General features: G+C 64.0%; 22 protein-coding genes. 16 read left to right on the forward strand and 6 right to left on the reverse strand.

The genetic code is table 11. From position 1 onward, the window contains the following. The first annotated feature begins 57 nt into the window (after positions 1-57). Entirely contained in the window at positions 58-567 is a 510-nt protein-coding gene (locus tag XcyCFBP4188_RS16075; RefSeq protein WP_193748352.1) for a lipocalin family protein, read from the forward strand. A 537-nt stretch (positions 568-1,104) separates the two neighbouring features. On the opposite strand, the gene XcyCFBP4188_RS16085 is transcribed toward XcyCFBP4188_RS16075, so the two are convergent. Then, complete coding sequence (locus XcyCFBP4188_RS16085) at positions 1,105-1,281, reverse strand: hypothetical protein (protein WP_006449000.1); 177 nt, start codon at positions 1,279-1,281, stop codon at positions 1,105-1,107. Positions 1,282-1,665: 384 nt separating this feature from the next. Here XcyCFBP4188_RS16085 and XcyCFBP4188_RS16090 point away from each other — a divergent pair, with 384 nt between their 5' ends. Then, positions 1,666-3,228 carry an EAL domain-containing protein gene (locus XcyCFBP4188_RS16090; RefSeq protein WP_006449001.1) on the forward strand — a complete coding sequence of 521 codons (1,563 nt, stop codon included), beginning with the start codon at positions 1,666-1,668 and terminating at the stop codon, positions 3,226-3,228. A 252-nt stretch (positions 3,229-3,480) separates the two neighbouring features. On the opposite strand, the gene XcyCFBP4188_RS16095 is transcribed toward XcyCFBP4188_RS16090, so the two are convergent. Both XcyCFBP4188_RS16095 and XcyCFBP4188_RS16100 read right to left on the reverse strand, forming a co-directional pair. Continuing rightward, a complete protein-coding gene (locus XcyCFBP4188_RS16095; protein WP_006449002.1) occupies positions 3,481-4,605 on the reverse strand; it encodes a fatty acid desaturase family protein in 1,125 nt (374 codons plus the stop codon). A gap of 9 nt (positions 4,606-4,614) precedes the next feature. Then, positions 4,615-5,691, reverse strand: coding sequence for a ferredoxin reductase (locus tag XcyCFBP4188_RS16100; RefSeq protein ID WP_104592439.1), 1,077 nt, complete (start codon positions 5,689-5,691; stop codon positions 4,615-4,617). 93 nt (positions 5,692-5,784) lie between these two features. On the opposite strand from XcyCFBP4188_RS16100, the gene fabR reads away from it, so the two are divergent. Together fabR and XcyCFBP4188_RS16110 are read left to right on the forward strand one after the other, a co-directional pair. Then, positions 5,785-6,432, forward strand: a complete 648-nt coding sequence (gene fabR / locus XcyCFBP4188_RS16105; protein ID WP_006449004.1) for an HTH-type transcriptional repressor FabR — start codon at positions 5,785-5,787, stop codon at positions 6,430-6,432. Between the two features lie 667 nt (positions 6,433-7,099). Continuing rightward, on the forward strand, positions 7,100-7,921 hold the full coding sequence (locus XcyCFBP4188_RS16110) for a hypothetical protein (RefSeq protein WP_043909154.1): 822 nt from the start codon (positions 7,100-7,102) through the stop codon (positions 7,919-7,921). 128 nt (positions 7,922-8,049) lie between these two features. Here XcyCFBP4188_RS16110 and XcyCFBP4188_RS16115 read toward each other — a convergent pair whose 3' ends face one another. Together XcyCFBP4188_RS16115 and XcyCFBP4188_RS16120 are read right to left on the reverse strand one after the other, a co-directional pair. Further along, positions 8,050-8,916: an alpha/beta hydrolase family protein gene (locus XcyCFBP4188_RS16115; protein WP_006450955.1), complete on the reverse strand. Its 867-nt coding sequence runs from the start codon at positions 8,914-8,916 to the stop codon at positions 8,050-8,052. Next, positions 8,916-10,001 (reverse strand): DUF3182 family protein, encoded by a 1,086-nt coding sequence (locus XcyCFBP4188_RS16120; protein ID WP_006450954.1) that lies wholly within the window; start codon positions 9,999-10,001, stop codon positions 8,916-8,918. The genes XcyCFBP4188_RS16115 and XcyCFBP4188_RS16120 overlap by 1 nt, the downstream gene beginning before the upstream one ends. A gap of 650 nt (positions 10,002-10,651) precedes the next feature. On the opposite strand from XcyCFBP4188_RS16120, the gene XcyCFBP4188_RS16125 reads away from it, so the two are divergent. From XcyCFBP4188_RS16125 to XcyCFBP4188_RS16160, 8 genes are all read left to right on the forward strand, one after another. Next, entirely contained in the window at positions 10,652-10,933 is a 282-nt protein-coding gene (locus tag XcyCFBP4188_RS16125) for a hypothetical protein (protein WP_006450952.1), read from the forward strand. A 43-nt stretch (positions 10,934-10,976) separates the two neighbouring features. Next, positions 10,977-11,243, forward strand: coding sequence for a hypothetical protein (locus XcyCFBP4188_RS16130; protein WP_006450951.1), 267 nt, complete (start codon positions 10,977-10,979; stop codon positions 11,241-11,243). Between the two features lie 99 nt (positions 11,244-11,342). Further along, positions 11,343-11,936 carry a DUF4142 domain-containing protein gene (locus XcyCFBP4188_RS16135; protein WP_006450950.1) on the forward strand — a complete coding sequence of 198 codons (594 nt, stop codon included), beginning with the start codon at positions 11,343-11,345 and terminating at the stop codon, positions 11,934-11,936. A 189-nt stretch (positions 11,937-12,125) separates the two neighbouring features. Beyond that, positions 12,126-13,013 (forward strand): TIGR01777 family oxidoreductase, encoded by an 888-nt coding sequence (locus XcyCFBP4188_RS16140; protein ID WP_104592440.1) that lies wholly within the window; start codon positions 12,126-12,128, stop codon positions 13,011-13,013. 151 nt (positions 13,014-13,164) lie between these two features. Further along, complete coding sequence (locus tag XcyCFBP4188_RS16145; RefSeq protein WP_006450948.1) at positions 13,165-13,830, forward strand: response regulator transcription factor; 666 nt, start codon at positions 13,165-13,167, stop codon at positions 13,828-13,830. Further along, positions 13,827-15,008 (forward strand): sensor histidine kinase, encoded by a 1,182-nt coding sequence (locus XcyCFBP4188_RS16150; RefSeq protein WP_006450947.1) that lies wholly within the window; start codon positions 13,827-13,829, stop codon positions 15,006-15,008. Before XcyCFBP4188_RS16145 ends, XcyCFBP4188_RS16150 begins: the two co-directional genes overlap by 4 nt. A 100-nt stretch (positions 15,009-15,108) precedes the next feature. After that, a complete protein-coding gene (locus XcyCFBP4188_RS16155; protein WP_043909161.1) occupies positions 15,109-15,399 on the forward strand; it encodes a hypothetical protein in 291 nt (96 codons plus the stop codon). Between the two features lie 60 nt (positions 15,400-15,459). Beyond that, positions 15,460-16,122 (forward strand): DUF3313 domain-containing protein, encoded by a 663-nt coding sequence (locus XcyCFBP4188_RS16160; protein WP_043909159.1) that lies wholly within the window; start codon positions 15,460-15,462, stop codon positions 16,120-16,122. Between the two features lie 100 nt (positions 16,123-16,222). On the opposite strand, the gene XcyCFBP4188_RS16165 is transcribed toward XcyCFBP4188_RS16160, so the two are convergent. Further along, positions 16,223-17,074: a hypothetical protein gene (locus XcyCFBP4188_RS16165; RefSeq protein ID WP_006450944.1), complete on the reverse strand. Its 852-nt coding sequence runs from the start codon at positions 17,072-17,074 to the stop codon at positions 16,223-16,225. Positions 17,075-17,316: 242 nt separating this feature from the next. Here XcyCFBP4188_RS16165 and XcyCFBP4188_RS16170 point away from each other — a divergent pair, with 242 nt between their 5' ends. From XcyCFBP4188_RS16170 to XcyCFBP4188_RS16185, 4 genes are all read left to right on the forward strand, one after another. Next, complete coding sequence (locus XcyCFBP4188_RS16170; protein WP_006450943.1) at positions 17,317-18,753, forward strand: Do family serine endopeptidase; 1,437 nt, start codon at positions 17,317-17,319, stop codon at positions 18,751-18,753. Positions 18,754-18,868: 115 nt separating this feature from the next. After that, positions 18,869-19,231 (forward strand): hypothetical protein, encoded by a 363-nt coding sequence (locus XcyCFBP4188_RS16175; RefSeq protein WP_006450942.1) that lies wholly within the window; start codon positions 18,869-18,871, stop codon positions 19,229-19,231. Between the two features lie 3 nt (positions 19,232-19,234). After that, positions 19,235-19,723, forward strand: a complete 489-nt coding sequence (locus XcyCFBP4188_RS16180; protein ID WP_043909149.1) for a hypothetical protein — start codon at positions 19,235-19,237, stop codon at positions 19,721-19,723. Further along, positions 19,720-20,103: a hypothetical protein gene (locus tag XcyCFBP4188_RS16185; RefSeq protein ID WP_006450940.1), complete on the forward strand. Its 384-nt coding sequence runs from the start codon at positions 19,720-19,722 to the stop codon at positions 20,101-20,103. Before XcyCFBP4188_RS16180 ends, XcyCFBP4188_RS16185 begins: the two co-directional genes overlap by 4 nt. Positions 20,104-20,275: the final 172 nt, after the last annotated feature.

Here is a 20,275-nt window from a genome sequence, read left to right on the forward strand (position 1 = left end):
ATGCATTTCATGACGATGCACGTACAACATCGGCCAACCCACTGCGCAGAGGCCGCCATGAGCCGACTTCCCGACCTAGTCACCGTCCCGTCCCTGGATCTGAATCGCTATCTGGGCACCTGGTACGAAATCGCGCGGCTGCCGATCCGCTTCGAAGATGCGGATTGCACCGATGTGTCGGCGCACTATGCGCTACAGGACGATGGCACGGTACGCGTGCAGAACCGCTGCCTGACCGCCGAAGGCGAATTGGAAGAGGCCATCGGTGAGGCCCGCGCCATCGACGACAGCAACGCGCGCCTGGAAGTCACCTTCCTGCCCGAAGGCCTGCGCTGGATTCCTTTCACCAAAGGCGATTACTGGGTGATGCGCATCGATGCGGACTACACCGCCGCGTTGGTCGGTGGCCCCGACCGCAAGTATCTGTGGCTGCTGGCACGGCTGCCGCAGCTGGACGAAAACATCACCCAGGCCTATCTGGCGCATGCGCGCGAGCAGGGCTTCGATCTGGCGCCGCTGATCCACACCCCGCATACCGGGCGGCTGACCGAGCAGCCGCTCTCCTGATCAGGGCTTGGGGTTTTCAGTAAAGCAATCTGCAACTGCCCAGAGGGCACTGCACCTTACGACTAGCCAAGTTTCTGCCAGTTGTAGAGCGGGTGATCTGCGGCTTGGCTGCAGGGCCCTTGCCTGCCCACCATCGCGGGACACGCCGCAAGTACTTCCGTGTAGCGGCATCCATGCCGCGTAAGGTCCCGCGACGGTGGGCGGGCAAGGACCCGTCGAGCTGGTCGGTGTGCATGGTTGCAAGCAAGGCATGTCGCGCGTTGTTTGGATAACTGCGCGTTTGATCAGCTTCGCAACGCAACGCGATCAACAGGCAGGCTTTCAACAAAGCAACCGCCAACTTTCTGGTGCGGTGTCCTCGCCGATTGCGGGACCGTGTGGTGGCATGGATGCCGCCACCGAGCCCCCAGGGACGAGTTAACGGCGTGTCCCGCGAGCGGCGAGGGCACCGCGCACTCGACTACCCCACCTCGCCGGCCTCCAGCGCAACCTCGTGCCTGTGCGTCGTCGATTAACTGACGAATCTAAAGCACGCCCTCAACCGTTGAGTGTGCTCAGATCCTTGGCCGCAGCCTGCGCACCTTCCAGGCTGTCGAAGGCCACGCCGGTGTCGCCGACAACGTACTTGGTAAGTTCGCCGTCGCGCGTGGTTTCCTGCATCTTGAAGATCGGCACGGCATCGGTGCCGCCGACACGTTCTTTCTGGGTTGTCATGAGTGATTCCTCCTCGGAAAGCGTCTTGCGTGGGACCGGATTGTCCCGCTGCTCCCGGACGGGAGGGCAGACCTTTCGACCCTAGCGCGCCATCGCGTGCAGGCGCGTGAACCTATTGACAAGCCCGCTTGCCACTCTGCGGTGCATGCGCGTCGGCAGAAAATCACATCCGCTTCGCTCCGAGGACGCGCGCAATGCACGCGCGTGTCGTACATTCGCGACGTGCAGCCTCATCAGTCCATGTCTCCTATCGTCACCATGCGCGCATCGGGCCTCCGTGTGCGCGACGACTTCGCTGTGCCGGTTGCTCGGCAATGCGCATCTGCCGCGCACTGTCCAGGGTGCACTGCGTGAGCTGGCCGCCATGCAGATGCGGGGGATGAGGTGAAGCGACAACGCATCATCAGTGTGACCGTGTTGCTGGTGGTGCTGTGCGCAACCCTTCCGATCAGCCTGTCCTATTATCTGGCGTGGCGGCTGGCGCTGGATCGCGAGCAGAGCAGGCTCAGCCAGCTGGCGGCGCTGTCGATCCGGCGCACCGAAGCCGCCTTCGACGAAGCGCACGGCGCGCTGGTGAACATGGCCGGCTCGCAGCTGCCGCGCTGTTCCCCGGAGCATCTGGCGCAGATGCGCGCCTTGGTGCTGACCAGTCATTACATCGTGGAGCTGGGGCATTTTCAGCAGCGCCGTTTGCGCTGCACCTCGTGGGGGCCGTTGCCAGAGGCCATTCCACAGTCCACCCCGGATTTCGTGGTCAAGCGCGGCATCGCGGTGACCACCCGCCTGCGTCCGCTGGCCAATCCGCAGCACCCGCTGATGGCGCTGCAGCTGGACGACTACAACGTGTTGATCAATCCGGCCACGCTCACCGACATCAATATCCCGACCGGCCTGCAACTGGCGATCGGCACCCCGGCCGGGCAGATCCTGAGCAGTACCGATACCGCCGCCGAGCAATTGTTGATCGAGCCGTTGCCCGATACATCCAGCGCAGACGCAACGCAGACGCAGGTCTTGTCCGGCCGCGACCGCCGCGGCGACTGGGCTGCGGTGGTCACCGAACCGGCCGCTTACCTGCGTGGCCCGCTGGCGGCGGCCCGCTTGCAGACAGTGCCGGTCGGCATCGCAGTGGCGCTGCTGCTGGTCAGCCTGGTGATCTGGGTTTCGCGGCGGCGGCTGTCGCCCTTGGCACGGCTGGAAAGCGCGGTGCAGCGCGGCGAATTCATCGTGCACTACCAGCCGATCATCGCGCTCGATAGCGGCGCATGCGTCGGTGCCGAGGCACTGGTGCGCTGGCAGCAATCCGATGGCGTGCTGATCCCGCCCGATGCCTTCATTCCTTTGGCCGAAGAGAGCGGTCTGATCCTGCCGATCACAGACATGGTGGTAGCCGAAGTCATCCGCGAACTCGGCCCGACCCTGGCGGCGATTCCGTCGCTGCATGTGGCCATCAACGTCTCGGCCGGCGACATCAAGAGCGGCCGCGTGCAGACCGTGCTGGCGCAAGCACTGCGCGGCACCGGCGTGGACAGCGGGCAGCTGTGGGTGGAGGCCACCGAGCGCAGCCTGATGGATATCGATGCGGCACGCGCCACCATCACCCATCTGCGCGGCGCCGGCCACACGGTGTCGATCGACGACTTCGGCACCGGCTATTCGAGCCTGCAGTACCTGCAAGGGCTGCCGCTGGATGCATTGAAGATCGACAAGTCGTTCGTGGACACCATTGGCACCCACTCGGCCACCAGTGCGGTGACCTCGCACATCATCGACATGGCCAAGACGCTGAAGTTGCGCACCATTGCCGAAGGCGTGGAGCGCCAGGAGCAGCTGGATTATCTGCGCGCACATGGCGTGGATCTGGCGCAGGGCTGGCTGTTCTCGCGCGCGCTGCCGGCGACCGGTTTCATCGCCTATCACGCGCTGATGCGCGGCGCCGCACACTGACCGGGGGCGGTGCGCCGCCACACCCTGACCTGAGCCGGCACTACGCGCCGCCGACCCACCAGGCACAGCGCTGGCCGGTATGCGCGAACGGCAGGCTCAACTCCCAGCGCAGGTCTTCACCGCTGCCGCAAGGGCACCGCCAGCGCCAGCGCGACGATGCGCAACGTCGTATGGCGACCACTTCGCTGACCCAACAAAAAGGGCCGCCGATGGCGACCCTTTTTGATAACGTTGATCAGGCGCTTTGCCTGATCAGGCGCTCTGCAAGGCGCTTTCGCGTTGGCGGCGCACCGGCTTGGGCCGGCTCGGGAAGGCGTGGCGCACGATCCGCCACATCACCTGACCGAACTGACGCGGCAGCGAGCCGGTGTTGTAGTGCTGGCCGTAACGCGCACAGATCTGCTTCACTTCCACGGCAATCTGCGCATAGCGATTGGCCGGCAGGTCCGGGTAGAAGTGATGCTCGATCTGATGGCTCAGATTGCCCGACAGCACGTTCATCAGCTTGCCGCCGGTCAGATTCGACGAGCCACGCAGCTGACGCAGATACCAATGGCCGCGCGACTCGTTGCGGATCGATTCCTTCGGGAACACTTCCGCATCGGCGGTGAAGTGGCCACAGAAGATGATCACGAAGGTCCAGATGCTGCGCAGCACGTTGGCAGCCAGGTTGCCCAGTAGCACGGTCAGGAAGAACGGACCGGCCAGCAGCGGGAACACGATGTAATCCTTGAGCATCTGGCGGCCCATCTTGCGGCCCACCGGAAGAAACGAAGCGCGCAGCTCTGCGGCTTTCATCTTGCCGGCAAACCAGCGGCCCAGGCGCAGGTCCTGGATCGCCACGCCCCATTCGAACAGCAGCGCGAAGAACACCGCCACGAACGGCTGCAGCAGGTAGAACGGGCGCCAGCGCTGCTCGGGGAAAATGCGCAGCAGGCCGTAGCCGATGTCGTCGTCCATGCCGCGCACGTTGGTGTAGGTGTGGTGCTTGAAGTTGTGCGTCTTGCGCCAGTTGTCGCCGGTGGCAACGATGTCCCACTCGTAGGTGTTGCCGTTGAGCTGCGGGTCGCCCATCCAGTCGTACTGGCCGTGCATGACATTGTGGCCCAGCTCCATGTTCTCCAGGATCTTGGACAGGGTCAGCAGCACCACGCCGGCAATCCACGCCGGAATCAGCACGCTATGCACGAACGCGCCCAGGAACAGCAGCGCGCGACCGGCCACACCGGTCCAGCGCACCGCCGCCACGATGCGGCGGATGTAACGCGCATCGGCAGCGCCGACCTGGCTCTGCACGCGGGCGCGGATGGCATCGAGCTCGTCGCCGAAGGACTGCAGTTCGGCAGCGGACAGGGCGCGGTTATGGACTCGGCTCATGAGGATTCCTTACAGATCCAGGATCAGGTCAGTGCTCGGGGCACTGATGCACAGGCGGACCTGTGCGGTGGGTTCGTTGCTGCGCTCACCGGTCAACAGGTGGCGCGTGGTGCCGGACTGGCGCGCGCAGGCGCAGCTGTTGCAGATGCCCATGCGGCAGCCGTGTTTCGGCCGCAGGCCTTGCGCTTCCAGGCCTTCCAGCAGCGACTGGCCGCGCGGCAGGGTGAGCGTACGGCCGCTGCGTGACAGCTGCACCTGCACCTCACCGGCCTCGCCCTCGTCCAGCGTCGGCACGCTGAAGGCTTCGGCCTGAAACGCGGCTACGCGCCCCTGCAAGCGCTCGCGCGCTGCCTGCACAAAACCGCCCGGGCCGCAGACCATGACGTGACGGTTGGAAAGATCGGCGATCTGCTCCAACGGATAGGTATCCACGCGCGCAGCCGGCGCCTCGCCTTCACGGGTGGTCAGCAAACGCACGCGCAGGCGCGGATGCGCAGCCGCCAGCGCTTCGAATTCTTCGACAAAACAGGCTTCGTCGCGCTGGCGCACCCAGTACAGCAGGTCCACCTCCATCGGCATGCCCGCCTGCGCGGCGGCCTGCAGCAGCGCGCGCATCGGGGTGATGCCCGAGCCGGCGGCCAGCAGCAACAGCGGCGTGGGCGTGGTCGGCAGCAGCATGTCGCCGAAGGCCGGCTCCAGCGAGACCACCGTGCCGATGGCCGCATCGGTTGCCAGGTAGCGACTCACCAGCCCGCCCTCGATCGCCTTGGCGGTGATCGCCAGGCGGCCATCGGCCAGCACGGTCGGGCTGTAGCTGCGCAGCAGGCGGCGGCCGTCGATCTCCACACCCAGGCTCACATGCTGGCCGGCGCGCAGGCCCTGCCAGTGGCCATTGGGCTGCAGCACCAGGGTCACCGCATCACGGCTGGCTGCGGTGCGCGCAACCAGGCGGGCCATCGGCCGCTCCAGGGTCCACAAGGGATTGAGCCGGGTTGCCCAGAAGTCGAACAACTGCGGCGACACCAGCCGGCGCGCCAGGCGCGTCGGCAACGGTGACTTGGACTTGGGGTCAGATGCCAGGTTCATGGATTGCACTATACGCATGCATGCACAGACGTGTATACAGTTGTATATCGGCCGAAGGGGCTATGATTCATCCCCACGACCGGCCGCAGCCTCATGACCTCCATCGCCCTGCCTTCCCACGACGCGCCGCCGTCACGCAAGCCGGCGATTTCACGCGAGGACCTGATCGCCGCCGCGCTGTCGTTGATCGGCCCGCACCGCAGCCTGTCCACGCTGAGCCTGCGCGAGGTGGCACGCGAAGCCGGCATCGCGCCCAACAGCTTCTATCGCCAGTTCCGCGACATGGACGAGCTCGCCGTGGCCTTGATCGATCTGGCCGGGCGCTCGCTGCGCACCATCATCGGCCAGGCCCGCCAACGCGCCACCTCCACCGACCGCAGCGTCATCCGCGTGTCGGTCGAGGCCTTCATGGAACAGCTGCGCGCCGACGACAAATTGCTGCATGTGCTGCTGCGCGAAGGTGCAGTGGGCTCGGATGCGTTCAAGCAGGCAGTGGAGCGCGAGCTCAGCTATTTCGAAGACGAGCTGCGCGTGGACCTGATCCGCCTGGCCGCCGCCGACAACGCCAAGCTGCACGCACCGGCGCTGGTGTCCAAGGCGATCACCCGGCTGGTCTTTGCGATGGGCGCAGTAGCGATGGATTCGCCGCCGGAAAAAGATCCCGAACTGGTCGAACAGATCTCGCAGATGCTGCGCATGATCCTGACCGGCGCACGCACGCTGGGTACGCACGGCGGTTGAGTGTGCTTGTGCTTTCGCATCTAAAAACGACGCTGCGACTCGAAATCTGGGTTGCCTTGTAGGGTTGATGGCGCGGATAGATCAATTGTAGAGCGGTTGATCTTTAGCTTTTCTGCAGGGCCCTTGCCGGCCTACCGTCGCAGGACACGCCGCAAGTACGTCCGTGTAGGCTCTTACGCGGCATCCATGCCGCGTAAGGTCCCGCGACGGTAGGCCGGCAAGGACCAGTCGAGATGGTCGGTGTGCATTTTTTTCAACAAAGCAGTCCGCAAGCTTCCTGGTGCGGTGTCCCCACCGCTTGCAGGACTCTTTGACGGCATCGATGGATTCACGGCGTGTCCCGCTAGCGTTGAAGGCATCGCGTCTGCTAACGCGGCTTGGAGGCTTCCAAGTTGTCGGCTCGAAAACTTGATTGAGGTCGTCTGTAGACGCCATTGCTGTGCATCAAGGGGAAAAGTAGAAGACCCGCGCATATCCCTTAATTTCCGCGGGAAAATATTGCAGCGGTATGTCACCAACCTCATCCACACTGCACTCGTGCACAGTTCAGGCATGTCGCGATGATGCTCACATCTACGCACACGCGTTTCACTCCTGCATCGCCATGGTGGCGCCACGTTGGCGATCTGTATCCACAGACCGCATCCACCAGGCAACCGGAGACGACATGACCAATCACGACAGCAATCTAGACAAGCTGGATAAGCAGGAACGCGCAGCAGAAGCACAGGATTCGAATCGTGACCCGATCACCGGTGCACCCGGATCGCATCCGGTTGGCGTGGGCGTTGGTGGCATCGCGGGCGGCGCTGCAGCAGGCGCGTTGGCCGGCACCGTGTTCGGCCCGCTAGGCACCTTGATCGGTGCGGCAGTCGGTGTTGTGGCTGGCGCTGCGGCCGGCAAGGGCGTGGCGGAACGCCTGGACCCGACCGTCGAATCCGAATACTGGCGCCAGGAACATCAGAACCGTCCTTACTACAAGGAAGGCACCGATTACGATCGCGATTACGCAACGGTTTACGGGTTCGGTCTGCAGGCACGCGAAACGCGTCCGACCAGCACCTGGGAAGAAACCGAAGCGACCCTGGCCGGCGAGTGGCCACGTAATCGTGGCGAATCGCGTCTGGAGTGGGACGACGCACGTCTGGCTGCACGCGATGCCTGGGAGCGCGCCGATCGCACGCACAGCGTGTATCGCGATGGCGACACGCATTACGAAGGTCGCTTCGACAGCGCAGGTTATCGCGATGCCGACTATTCGTACGACGATTATCGCCCGGCGTATCGCTACGGCATGCAGGCACGCCAGCAGCACGCCGGCCGCCAGTGGGACGACCATCTGGAACGCGACCTGGGCGATGGCTGGGACCGCTTCAAGTCCAACTCGCGTCTGAGCTGGGAAAAGGCCAAGCATGCCGTGCGCGAGGCATTCGACTCCGAGCATCACGACGAAGCCGCACGTCGTAACCCGACCGATCCACGCGTGTAGCCGTCTCGATCCAGCGCTTCACTGCAGTGAAAGCGAGAGCGTAATAAAAAAGAACGGGCCCAGTGGCCCGTTTTTTTTGCCGCGCATTCGTGATGATCGAGCATGGCGTGATCAGCCACTGCTCCAGATCAACCGGAGGTCTTTTCCACTGCCCGGATATCGCCAAGAAACTCACGCGCGCCCTGCCCCGAAGACGACCCCTCGTCGCCCTGCTCCTTGAGCAATTGCTTGCGTGCAGCTACCACTTCCTTGGCCAACGCGATCCGACGCCCGACAACCTTTTCGGTCAACCAGTCGATCAATGCGCGCGTGTAATGCTGTTGATGCTCCTTGACGCTCAAGGCATGGTCGGCGCCGGCAATCACACGTGTACTCAGTGAGCGCGCATTGACGAAGGCATCGGCGTAATTGCGCAACACCGGGTGCGGTACGATGACATCGTTTTCTGCTTCCACCAGCAGCACATCGCCCTTGTACTGCGCGCAGGCGGCCAGGGCGATGTTGTCATCGGGCGTCAGCGTGCGCTGGCGGTAGTCCATCAACTCCGGATCGGCATTGAGGCTGACCTTGGGGTGGTCCCAATGTTCGTCCTTGTAGAGTGCAGGCGAGCGCAATGCCAGCCATTCCACGGGGCGCTCGCGCGTCAGCAGGGCAGACAGATAACCGCCGTAGCTCAGCCCAACCACGGCAATCGACTGCGCATCCACATACGGCAGATGCGCGAGTTGATCGTAGGCGGCCTTGATGTCGTCCAGGTTCTGCGCACGGGTCACGGTCTGGCGCATCGATGCGTAGCCTTCGTGACCACGCAGGTCGAAGGTCATGCAGATACAGCCCAGGCCCACCGCCTCGCGTGCGCGCAGCAGATTGTGGTGCTGGCTGCCACCCCAGCCGTGCACGAACAACACGGCCGGCATGCCCGACGGCGTGAGCAAGGTACCGCTGAGCGCGTCCTGGTCGACGGGAATTTGGATGCTGGAAAGTTTGGCTTCCATTACGTGCTGGATACCCTCCTGTATTTGTAGCGCGGACCTGACCCGGCATGCTCGGCGCGGTAGTAGATCTGCGCATCGGCCGGCGGTTCGCCCTGATAGATCTCATGCGTGGATGCTGTCACCCATTGCAGCGCCGGGTCTTGCTGAAAGCGGGCGATTGCAGCGAGCTCGGCCGGGGTGGCGCCACCGACCCGCCAGGATTGCTCCAGCACGCCGCAGATCAGCCCAGCCTGCGCATCTTCACCGCTGACCACATCGTAATTGCGGCGCGAGATGTGCAACTCAGGATAGGCGGCGGTGATGAATCGATCGTATCTGCAGGCCTGTTCGACCACGTGTTTCTGCAATGCCGACAGCGCGGTGGCGGCCAGCGCTTCGAGCGATCCGCGATACACCTGCAGCGACGAGCCGCCGTAGACCTCGTCATCCTGCGCGTTGCGCACGTTGCATTGCGTGCCGAAATAGGCGATCTGAATTCCGGCAACACACAACTCGCCAACGCTATGCGTGACTGCATGCAGGACGTTGCGCTCCAGCACGGCGCCGTGCGTCGCAAGATAACAATCAGGCAGGCTGTCCAGTGCATCTGCCAGCTGCGCGGCACTGGCGATGCGCCATTGACCATTGCCACCGACGCCGGTCGGCAACTTGAGTCGCACCCCTCCGCCTGGCAGCAATGCATCCAGTGCGTGCTCGGCATCGGCACGCGAAAACACCGTGTAGCCCGGTAGCGTAGCCGGGATCAGCGCTGTGGCCAGCGCCTGATTCCAGCCACGGATGCTGGCCGCATCGTCGGCGATCAGCGGATGGCCAATCACCTTGGTCGCCAGAAACGCGTGCGGCACGATGCCGCCCAGCAGATCGCCGTTGTTGTCGATTCCCAAGCCATGCGCCTGCTCGGTGGTCAGGGTCTCGTCTGGCACATGGAAGACTGCGGCATCATCAACGGCCGCTGTTGCATCATGCGCGCCCAGCAAGCGTTCAATCTCGCTGCACACCCACGCATGCGTGATCCGCTCATGGCCGTGTTCGGGCACCAGACGCGTGACGTGTCCCAGCACCTGCCGATACCGCTTGTGTGCCATCACGTTCCCCTCGCGGCGCTCGGCCGCTTGATCGTTCTGGCTCTAATCGCGCACCTGAAACCTGCAATGCGTTAGCGCACGCGGGTTGCGCTAGCGTTTCACTTCAGTACCAGGTAGACCCCAAGCACAATCACAAGCACCACAACTAGGCTGATGGCGACGCGCCCGCCACGTAACTCCAGCAAGGCATGCCACCATACGCGTGCTTCCGATGTGCCGCTGGCGTGCTGCGGCTTGCTGCGACTGCTTTCGCTGTCCTGCATCCTGGGTGCTCTCTCCATTAGGTCGCTGCAGAGCTTACGGATCAGACGTTATACAGGTGTAGAGCGGTTCAGAATCTTCCGTAAAACACGGCTGTTTCTAGCGCAATTTATCGTATTCATCTTTGCACTGCGCTCGTTTGCGCGGCGCCTCGATCCGCTCAAAGTGATACAGGCCGGTGCACGAGCAGCATGTGGTCAGTGCCGGTCGACGCTGGAATCGCATGTAGGCCGCAGTGCACATGTAGCGTGTAGAGATCCATGAACACGCTGACCAATTAAGGCAATACGGCCGCACGAAGGGCCAATGGTCGCGTTCGATGATCAATCGTTGACATACCCGCAGTTACCCTGCACGTCAAGTTTGTTTAACCCGGACCACCCGAAGTCATGAGCAGAGACCCCTCCGTTATCGATGTACAAGCCGAAATCGCGCATTGGCAAGCGCGGCATGCCCAGGGCAACCTTGGTGCAGGCAAGTTCAGCGAGTTGTCACCGGTGGTGAAAATGGCCTGCGATATCTATCTGCAGGCACCGCGTTCAAGCGATCAGGAGCGTCTGCGATTGTTTCGCGACCGCCTGGAACATCACTTCATTTCATCCAACACCCAGTCCAATTACGAGCAGTTGGCCACCGATTGCTGGCAGCGTCTGGGCATGCGCAATAGTTGAGTACGTCAGTGTCAGCAGGACCCGTTATTCATTGGAGAACGTCATGAAAACCCCGTATCAAGTGCAGCAGGAGCTGGAACGATTGGAGCGGTTGGTACCCCACATCGTCAGCGACCAGGGCGACCGCGCGGAGGACATCCTTGGCTTTCATGTGGCCAGTCTGTTGGGCAGTGCGCCGGCCAGCGAACACGCGGTGATTCGCGAACGCACCGCACGCATGACGCGTCTCTGTCGCAGCGCGCAGGACGCAGTGCATGCACCGGCCAGGCCGATGGGCCTGGGGTCGGTAGCCCAGACCCAGTGGGCGTGAGTGCATAACTCCCCCCGCGCATTATCGGAGCCGCACAGCGGCTCCTTTGCATTTTGCCGTCGGCACCTGCCGGCGGTTTCTTCAACGCTCAGGACGTCCATGAAATCCCTTCTTGTTGCTACCTCGTTGTTCGCCATGCTGACGCTTACCGCATGTGATCGCCCCGGCGGCGATGCCTCGCGCACCGCACCGGCGGTGTCGCCGGAACCCACTGCCGCACCGGTCAGCGGCACCGGCGCAGCCGAATTGGCCAAGGGCGATGGCGCGGTGCTGGGCGTGCTGGCGGCGCTGGATGAAAACGAAATCGCGCTGGCCAAGCAGGCCATCGCGCAGGACATGGGCGGCGCCACCGACGCATTCGCCAAGCAGATGCTGCACGACCACGAAGCCAATCTCGAAAAGTGCAAGGCCTTGGGTGCCACCGGCAGCGCGCGCGCCGATGCGATGCGCGCCAAGGGCAAGGCTTCCGCCGATGCGCTGTCGCAGACCTTGACCCTGCCCGACGGCAAGGATGCGTATCGCAACGGCTTCATGCGCACCATGGTCATCGACCATGGCGACACCATCAAGATCATCGACTCCGAACTGCTGCCCGCCGCCGAAAGCGCTGCGGTCAAGCAGCATCTGGAAGAAAGCCGCCGTGTGGTGTCGGCGCACTTCGAGCGTGCCCACGCGGTATCTTCGTCGAAGTAAGCGCTCGACTGTTTTAGCGATCGCGCAACGCGCCGGCTGGTCCGGCGCGTTTGCGTTTGGGCTGCGCAGCGATCAGCTCGGTGCAACACGCCGTGATCCGATCGCAGCACCGGCAAGGCATCGACTTCACTCCGCTGCCGTCCACCCTGGCCTATCGTGCCGCATCGCCTTGGCCCAGGAATCTCCACCATGCAGTTGCTCATCACCGGCGGCACCGGTTTTATCGGCCAGGCACTGTGCCCGGCATTGCTGCGCGCCGGGCATCAGGTCAGCGTACTGACGCGCGATCCCCGCCGCGCCAGCCGCACCCTGCCCGGCATCGCCGCCGTGGAGACGCTGGACGGCGTGCAAGCCGATGCCGTCATCAACCTGGCCGGCGAGCCGCTGGCGGCCGGCCGCTGGACCGAGGCACGCAAGCAGCAATTTCGCGCATCGCGGCTGGGCATCACCCGGCAACTGCAGGCCTGGATCGCGCAGCAACCGGCCGAGCAGCGCCCGTCCGTGCTGATCTCCGGCTCGGCGGTGGGCTATTACGGCGAACGCGGCGACACCGCGCTGACCGAAGCCGACAGCGCCGGCGACGATTTTTCCGCCGTGTTGTGTCGCGACTGGGAGGCCGAAGCGGCCAAGATCGCCGCACTGGGCCCGCGCGCGAGCTGGGTGCGCACCGGCATCGTGCTCGACCGCGATGGCGGCGCGCTGGCGCGCATGCTGCCCGCGTTCCGCTTTGGCGGCGGCGGCCCGTTCGGCAATGGCGGCCACTGGATGAGCTGGATCCACCGCGCCGACATGGTCGAGCTGCTGCTGTGGCTGCTCGAGCACGGCGAAGCCGGCGCCTACAACGCCACCGCACCGACCCCGGTCACCAACGCCGAGTTCGCGCGCACGCTGGCCCGTGCGCTGCACCGCCCGGCGCTGCTGGCGCTGCCCGCCGGCCTGCTGCGGCTGGGCTTCGGCGAAATGGCCGAGCTGCTGCTGATCAGCCAGCGGGTGCTGCCGCAGCGCGCGCTCGCAGCCGGCTTCCGCTTCCAGTACCCAGGCCTGGAAGCGGCATTGCGCGCCATCCTGCAGCGCTGAGCGGCGCCACCGGCCCGGTGACTTCGGCCACCGGGACAACGCCGCTGGCCGCGCTGGAATGCGCGCCTGGGCCATGCACTAATATTTGCCTAATGGCGACCTCCGACAGTGGCGCGCATCTCGGACTGGCCCCGTGCCTGGCGGAACCTCTATGCACCTGCTCCTCGTCGAAGACGACACCATGCTGGCCAACGCGATCTGCGCCGGCGTGCGCCAGCAGTCCTGGACCATCGACCATGTCGGTAGTGCCAACGCCGCCAAGACCGTGCTGGTGGACCATCGCTACACGGCAGTGCTGCTGGATATCGGCCTGCCCGGCGAGTCCGGGCTGACCGTGATCCGCTTCATGCGCGGCCAGTACGACGCCACCCCGGTGATCGCACTGACGGCGCGCGGCCAGCTCACCGATCGCATCCGCGGCCTGGATGCCGGCGCCGACGATTACCTGGTGAAACCCTTCCAGTTCGATGAACTGATGGCGCGGCTGCGCGCAATCACCCGGCGCAGCCAGGGCCGCGTGGTGCCGCTGCTCACTCAGGGCGATGTCTGCGTGGACCCGAGCAGCCGCAAGGTCACCAGGGACGGCAAGTGGGTCGCACTGAGCGCGCACGAATACCGCCTGCTGCTCGCATTGATGGAACGCGCCGGGCGCGTGGTCACCAAGGATCAGCTGGAAGAAGGCGTCTACGGCGGCCCGTCCGAAGGCGGCAGCAACATGATCGCGGTGTATGTGCACCAGTTGCGCCGCAAGCTGGGCGACGAACTCATCTCCACCATTTATGGCCAGGGCTACATGGTCGGCAAGGCGCCCGAATGAAATCGCTGCAGGCGCGCATGCTGGCGGCGCTGGCCGCAATCGTGTTGCTGAGCTGGTCCACCTCGCTGTGGATCCTGGTCGCACTGGTCACCCAGGGCCATCACAGCGTGTTCGAGCAGGAGCTCAACACGTTTGGCGATCAATTGATCGCCGTGTTGCCGGACTCGCTGGAGCATCGCTTCGATACCCCAGACCCTCCGGATGTGGCAGACATCCAGACCCCGATGGGCAACGCGTCCTCGCGCATCAGCCTGAAGCAGACGCTCACTGCCATCGTGTTGAATACCTCGCAGCTAGCGATCCTGGGCCTGTTGATGTGGTGGGCGGTGCGCACCTCGCTCGGGCCGCTGCGCGCTGTTTCGCTCGCCATTGCGCAACGCACCGGGCTGGATACCGAACCGGTGCCGCTGGACCAGGTACCCGATGAAATCCGTCCGCTGATCGGCTCCTTCAACACCTTGCTGGCGCGGGTGGAAAAAACCGTGCAGGCCGAACGCGATTTCGTTGCCGATGCCGCACACGAATTGCGCACCCCGCTGTCGGCGCTGCATGCCTATGCCGAAGTCGCGCTGCGTGCGCCCACGCTGGAAGCCAAGGACGCGGCGCTGCAACAGCTGCTGGAAACCGCACGCCGCAGCAACCGTCTGGCCGAGCAATTACTGGACCTGGCGCGGCTGGATGCAGGCATCACATCGGCGGCGTATCAGCAGGTCGATATGGGCGAATTGATCACCCATGTACTGGACGAATTCAGCGTGCAGGCCGATGCGCGCCACATCACCCTGCAGCTGGAAGCCGCACCGTGCACCCTGCGTTGCGATGTGGACGCAGTGGGGATCCTGATCCGCAATCTGGTCGACAACGCCATCTGCTACGGCCGCACCCATGGCACGGTTGAAGTGAGTTGCGGCTATTGCCTGCGCGCCGATGTGCTGCACCCGTTCGTGCAGGTCAGCGATGACGGCCCCGGCGTGCCGGAGAGCGCACGCGCATCCATCTTCGAACGCTTTTACCGGGTTGCCGACAGCGAGGTGCAAGGCAGCGGTATCGGCTTGTCGCTGGTGGCCGGCATCGCACGCCTGCACGAAGCCACCATCGAAACCTGCGAAGGCAACGAGGGGCGTGGCCTGTGCGTGCGCGTGGTGTTTGCCAGCGACAGTGCGCGCATTAGCGGCTGACTGCAGTCCGCGCACCGCAATGGCGCGCCGACGATACCAATAAGTTTCCAAAACCGCTTGCCTAGAGTGCACTCACCGCACGCGTCCAGGATGCATGGTGATGTTCCACTCGATCCGTTCCACCCATCTCGCTCCGGCCGCCGTCTCGCTGCTGGCACCGCACATCGCCGCCAACGACAGCGTCACGACCGCTGTCACTGCTGCGACGCCTGCACTGGAATTCCGCTGCGGCCGCACCGGCACGCGCAATCGCGACATCTGGAGCGCATTGCCGGATATCCGCAGCGCGCGCGATGCACGCCGACTGCAGCACTGGGCAAAAAGCAGTGTGTTGTTCGTTGCCGCAGCGGTGGTCTTTGCGCTGGCCTTGGCCAGTTTCTTGATGCATTGAGCGCTGGGCATCGGCTGTGTGCTGTTGCAAGGCCATTTCCTCTTCTTCAGGTACTTTTTCATGTCGCACTCTTTTTCTGTCCGTTGCTGCGCGCTCGCAATGGTCGGCGTGACGCTGATCGGCTGCGCCAGCACGCGTCCGATGCCGTATAGCCAACTGCCGTCTGCCAGTTATCTGCGCCCGCACGACGGCAGCCGCGGCGACCGCATGCCGTATTCGTATGAGAGCGAAGTGGACTGGACCCGCTACCGTGCCGCGCTGATCGAGCCGGTGAGCATCTATCGCGGGCCGGACGCGCAATTCGAAGACGTGCCCGAGCAGGACAAACGCATGTTGGCCGACTACATGCAGCAAGAGTTCGGCAATGCGATCGGACAACGCTGGCAGCGTGCGACCACGGCAGAGCGCGACAGCTTACGTGTGCGCATCACCTTGACCGGCGCCAAGCCCAGCAAACGCGTACTCGGCACCTTCATGAAGGTGGATATCGGCGGCGGTTCCTACAACGCAGTGCAGGCCGCGCGCGGCAAGGAGGGCGCGTTCTCCGGCTCGGTCAGCTACGCGGTGGAAATCTTCGATGCACAGAGCAATCGCCTACTCGCTGCCTATGTCGAAAAGCAGTATCCGAGCGCGATGAACATCAAGGCCAGCCTGGGTGCATACGACGCGGCAAAAGCCGGCATTCGCAAGGGTGCCGAGCAGTTGGTCAAAGGGATGGAGTAACTCCCTTCTCCCCACGGGAGAAGGTGCCCCGAAGGGGCGGATGAGGGTGCGAGCGAAGCCTCGTGCAGTCGGAACGACACGAGGGCTTGGCCCCGCACCATCAGCGCGTCACGCGCTTGGCCACTTTCTTGCCGACGGCCTTGCGGGCGGCGGTGGTCTTGGCCACTGCGCGCGTTGCCGGGGTCTTGGTCACCTTGGCGGCCTTCTTCAAGGCGGTCTTGGTCACCGCCTTCTTGATCGGCGCCTTCTTCACCGCTGCCTGTTTGGTCGCGGTCTGCTTGGCCACTGGCGCTTTCTTGGCCGTGGTCTTGGCAATGGTCTTGGCGACCGGCTTCTTGACGGCAGCCGACTTGGCCGCAGCCTTCTTCGCCGCCGAGCGCGCGCCGACCTTGGCCACCGCGCTCTTGCGCGCTGCGCTCTTGGCGGCAGTCTTGGCAGTCAATGCAGCAGCTTCGGCCTTGGCGTTGGCCTTGGCTGTTTCCAGCTTCTGCCTGGCGCTGGCCTTTGTGCTGGCCAGTTTCTGCTTGGCTGCAGCGGTGCTGCTGGTCAGCTTCTGCTTGGCCGCATCCTTGGTTGCGGTCAACTTCTGCTTTGCCGCGTCTTTGGTCGTGCTCAGCTTCTGCTTGGCCGCGTCTTTGGTGGCCGTCAGCTTGTCCTTGGCAGCCTCTTTGGTCGACACCAGCGAGCGCTTGGTCTTGGCCACGCTGCGCGTGACGGCAGTGGCCGCTTGATTGGCTTTTTTGACCACGCGTTTTTCGACCTTGACCACGGCCTTGCGTGCCTTGGCCACGCGCGTCTTGACCTCTTCCACTGCCGTGCCGGCTGCGTCCTGCACGCTGGCAACCGCCTCGCTGGTGGTGCTGGCGATGGTTTCGGTCAGTTCGGTGGCCGTGCTTTTTACGCTGTCGACGGCGTCGGACAGGGTTGCCGTCACACCATTGCCGTTGCTCATAGACCCTCCTTAAGGGCGTCATTTCTGAAAAACGCAGGCGATGCACGACGGCATGCGTATGCTGAACAGGCATCGGATCAAGCGGACGCTACGCCGGGCTCAAGCGGCTGTCAACGCAAGGCCTGCAAGGGGTGCGCGGCGCTTTCACCAGAAGTTAAATTACGCACTGGCACTCTCGTTCAGCTTGATTTACGCAGTCAGACGCCCTATTCCTCTTCCACCGCGTAACCGGATTCCGTTGCATGCGACCGCTGCCTACCCTGCTGACACTTTCATTGGCCGCCGCGTTCGGCGGATTTGCCGCCACCGGCATCAATGCCTGGCTGGACAACCGTGCCGAGGCCACCCCGGCCGGCACTGCGTCCTTCACCCTGCCGGCGGCTGCCGCGCTGCCGGCTGCGGTCGCCGGGCAACCAGTGCCGTCGTTGGCGCCGATGCTGCAGCAGGCGATGCCGGCGGTGGTGAGCGTCAACACCAAGCAAGTGGTGCGCGTGCGCAACCCGTTCTTCAACGACCCGATCCTGCGCCGGCTGTTTCCGGAAATTCCGCAGGACCGCATCAACGAATCGCTGGGTTCGGGCGTGATCATCGATGCGCAAAAGGGCTACGTGCTGACCAACCACCACGTCATCGAAAATGCCGACGATGTGCAGGTGACACTGGGCGACGGGCGCACCGTCAAGGCCGACTTCATCGGTTCCGACGCCGACACCGATATTGCGCTGATCCGCATCAAGGCCGACAAGCTCACCGACATCAAACTGGCCGATAGCAGCGCCTTGCGCGTGGGCGATTTTGTGGTGGCGATCGGCAACCCATTCGGCTTCACCCAGACGGTCACCTCCGGCATCGTCTCGGCGGTGGGCCGCAGCGGCATCCGCGGGCTGGGCTACCAGAACTTCATCCAGACCGATGCTTCGATCAATCCGGGTAACTCCGGCGGTGCGCTGGTCAATCTGCAAGGCCAGTTGGTGGGCATCAATACCGCCAGCTTCAATCCGCAGGGCAGCATGGCCGGCAATATCGGGCTGGGCCTGGCGATCCCCTCCAACCTGGCGCGCAATGTGGTGGAGCAATTGGTCACCAAGGGCGTGGTGGTGCGCGGCACGCTCGGGTTGGAAACCCAGAACCTTACCCAGCAGATGCTGCAGGGCCTGGGTGTGGATTCATTGCGCGGCGCCCTGGTGACGCGCGTGTTGCCAGGTTCCGCTGCTGCGGCCGCAGGCGTGCAGCCGGGCGATGTGGTGGTGGCGGCCAACGACCAACGCGTGGACAGTGCCGAAGCCTTGCACAACTACGAAGGCCTGCAAGCGGTAGGAAGTGCGGTGACCTTGGAGATTCGTCGCGACGGCAAACCGCTCAAGCTCAGCGCCACACTGAAAGAGCAGGATCGCGCGGTCACCGGCGACATGCTCGACCCACGCCTGGGTGGTGCCACCTTTGTGGACCTGCCCGAATCGCTGCGCCAATCCGGCATCACCGGCGTCATGGTCAGCGAGGTCAAACGCGGCGGTCGTGCCGCAGCCAATGGTCTGGTCAGCGGCGATGTGATCGTGGCCAGCAGCGTGGGCGAGTTTGCCGATCTGGCCAGCTGGCGCGCCAACTTTCAACGCAAACCGCAGCAATTGGTTGTACGCATCTTGCGTGGCAACGCGCAGTACGACGCGTTGATGCGTTGACGTGGCGTGCACTGCGATGCACGTCCACTAACACCCCCTACACCGCAGCGATGCTATTGCTGCACCACGCCCGCATGCTGTCGCGGCTGCCATCAATGACCGAAGGAGATATCGCATGAGCCCCACCAATACCGATCAGCTGAAAGAGAATCTGAGCGAAGCCAGCACCCACCTGAAGTCCGCTGCCAGCGCTGCAGGCGAAGCGGTCAAGGGCGCCACCAGCGCTGCGGGCGATGAGCTCAAGCTCGGTCGCGCCAACGTCAAGGCAGAGCTGTCCGACACCGCACTGGCCGGCATGGCGGCTGCAGAGTTCGGCGGCGCCGCTGCCAAAGAGCAGCTCGATGTGCTGGTCAGCAAGGGTAACGACCTGCTGGAAAGCGCCACCGATCTGATCCGCGAGCGTCCGCTGGCTGCGTTCGGCGTTGCATTTGCGACCGGCTGGATCATTGCCAAGCTGGCACGCAGCAACGACAACTAAGTCGTGAGCGATCAGGCCTCTACAGCTGGAGCATCCGACACGCCCAACGCGCGTGCGGAAACGCCAGGACTGGACGAAAGCGTACGTGCGGTCGGCGCTGCCGGTCGTGCGACGCTGGGCTCGGCCAAGGACACCAGCCGCGCATTACGCCGGCTGGTGTCGGCCGATCTACAACTTGCACGTAGTGCCTTCGGGCGCGGCCTGGCATGGGCATGCGTTGCCGTGGTCTTCGGCGCTTCATCATGGTTGTTGTTGGCAGGCGCGATCATTGCGTTGTTGCAGCGCGCCGGGTTGTCGTGGTTCCAGGCAATGTTCTTCACCGCGTTGGCCAGCTTGCTGGTCACCGGCATCGCAGCGTGGCGGGTGTTCTTCTACTTCGATCACACCGGCTTGAATGCGACACGTCGTCAGCTGATCAAGCTGGGCATCTTCGATGACAGCAATGACGACGACGATGCCACTGCATCGCCCAGCAATGGAGCGCGTACATGAAGTTTGGCACCTTGCGTCAGCGCGTCGAGCGCGCTGAATTTCTGGTGGAAGGGCGCGCCCAAGAAACGCGTCAGCATTGGGGTGAATTACGCCAGATCTGGCGTGCTGGCTGGTCGCCGCTGCGCATCGTGGTGGTGGGTTTCGGACTGGGTTTCGTCACCGGCCGCAACGAACCGCAAGCCGCGCTTGGCAGCATCGCCAGCAAGCTGGGCGGTATCCCGAAGATTCTGCAGATGATCAGCACGATCTCTGCACTGTTTACCGCACATCGTGCGCAGGAGGCCTCCGAGCAGGCCGAACGTGCGGCCGACAACGCCGAAGAGGTTGCTGCCGATCCGCCGGTGACCGTGGTGCAGGCGCCGGTAGAGCGCGCAGCCTGATCGCTGCGCTGAAAGCCGGCACCGTGTGCCTTTGTGTACTGCCTGTGCGGCCGAGTCCGCCACGGAACTTACGATACTGACGTGATGCGCACAGACTCTGTGCGCGCTGTTGACGCGTTCTGCCGATAATGGCGCACCGCTGGCACCACGCCAGTCTGCTGCCAGGGCGCGC

Origin of the sequence: Xanthomonas hortorum pv. cynarae (genome assembly GCF_002939985.1) — a bacterium.
In the GTDB taxonomy this organism is placed as follows: Bacteria; Pseudomonadota; Gammaproteobacteria; order Xanthomonadales; family Xanthomonadaceae; genus Xanthomonas; species Xanthomonas hortorum_D.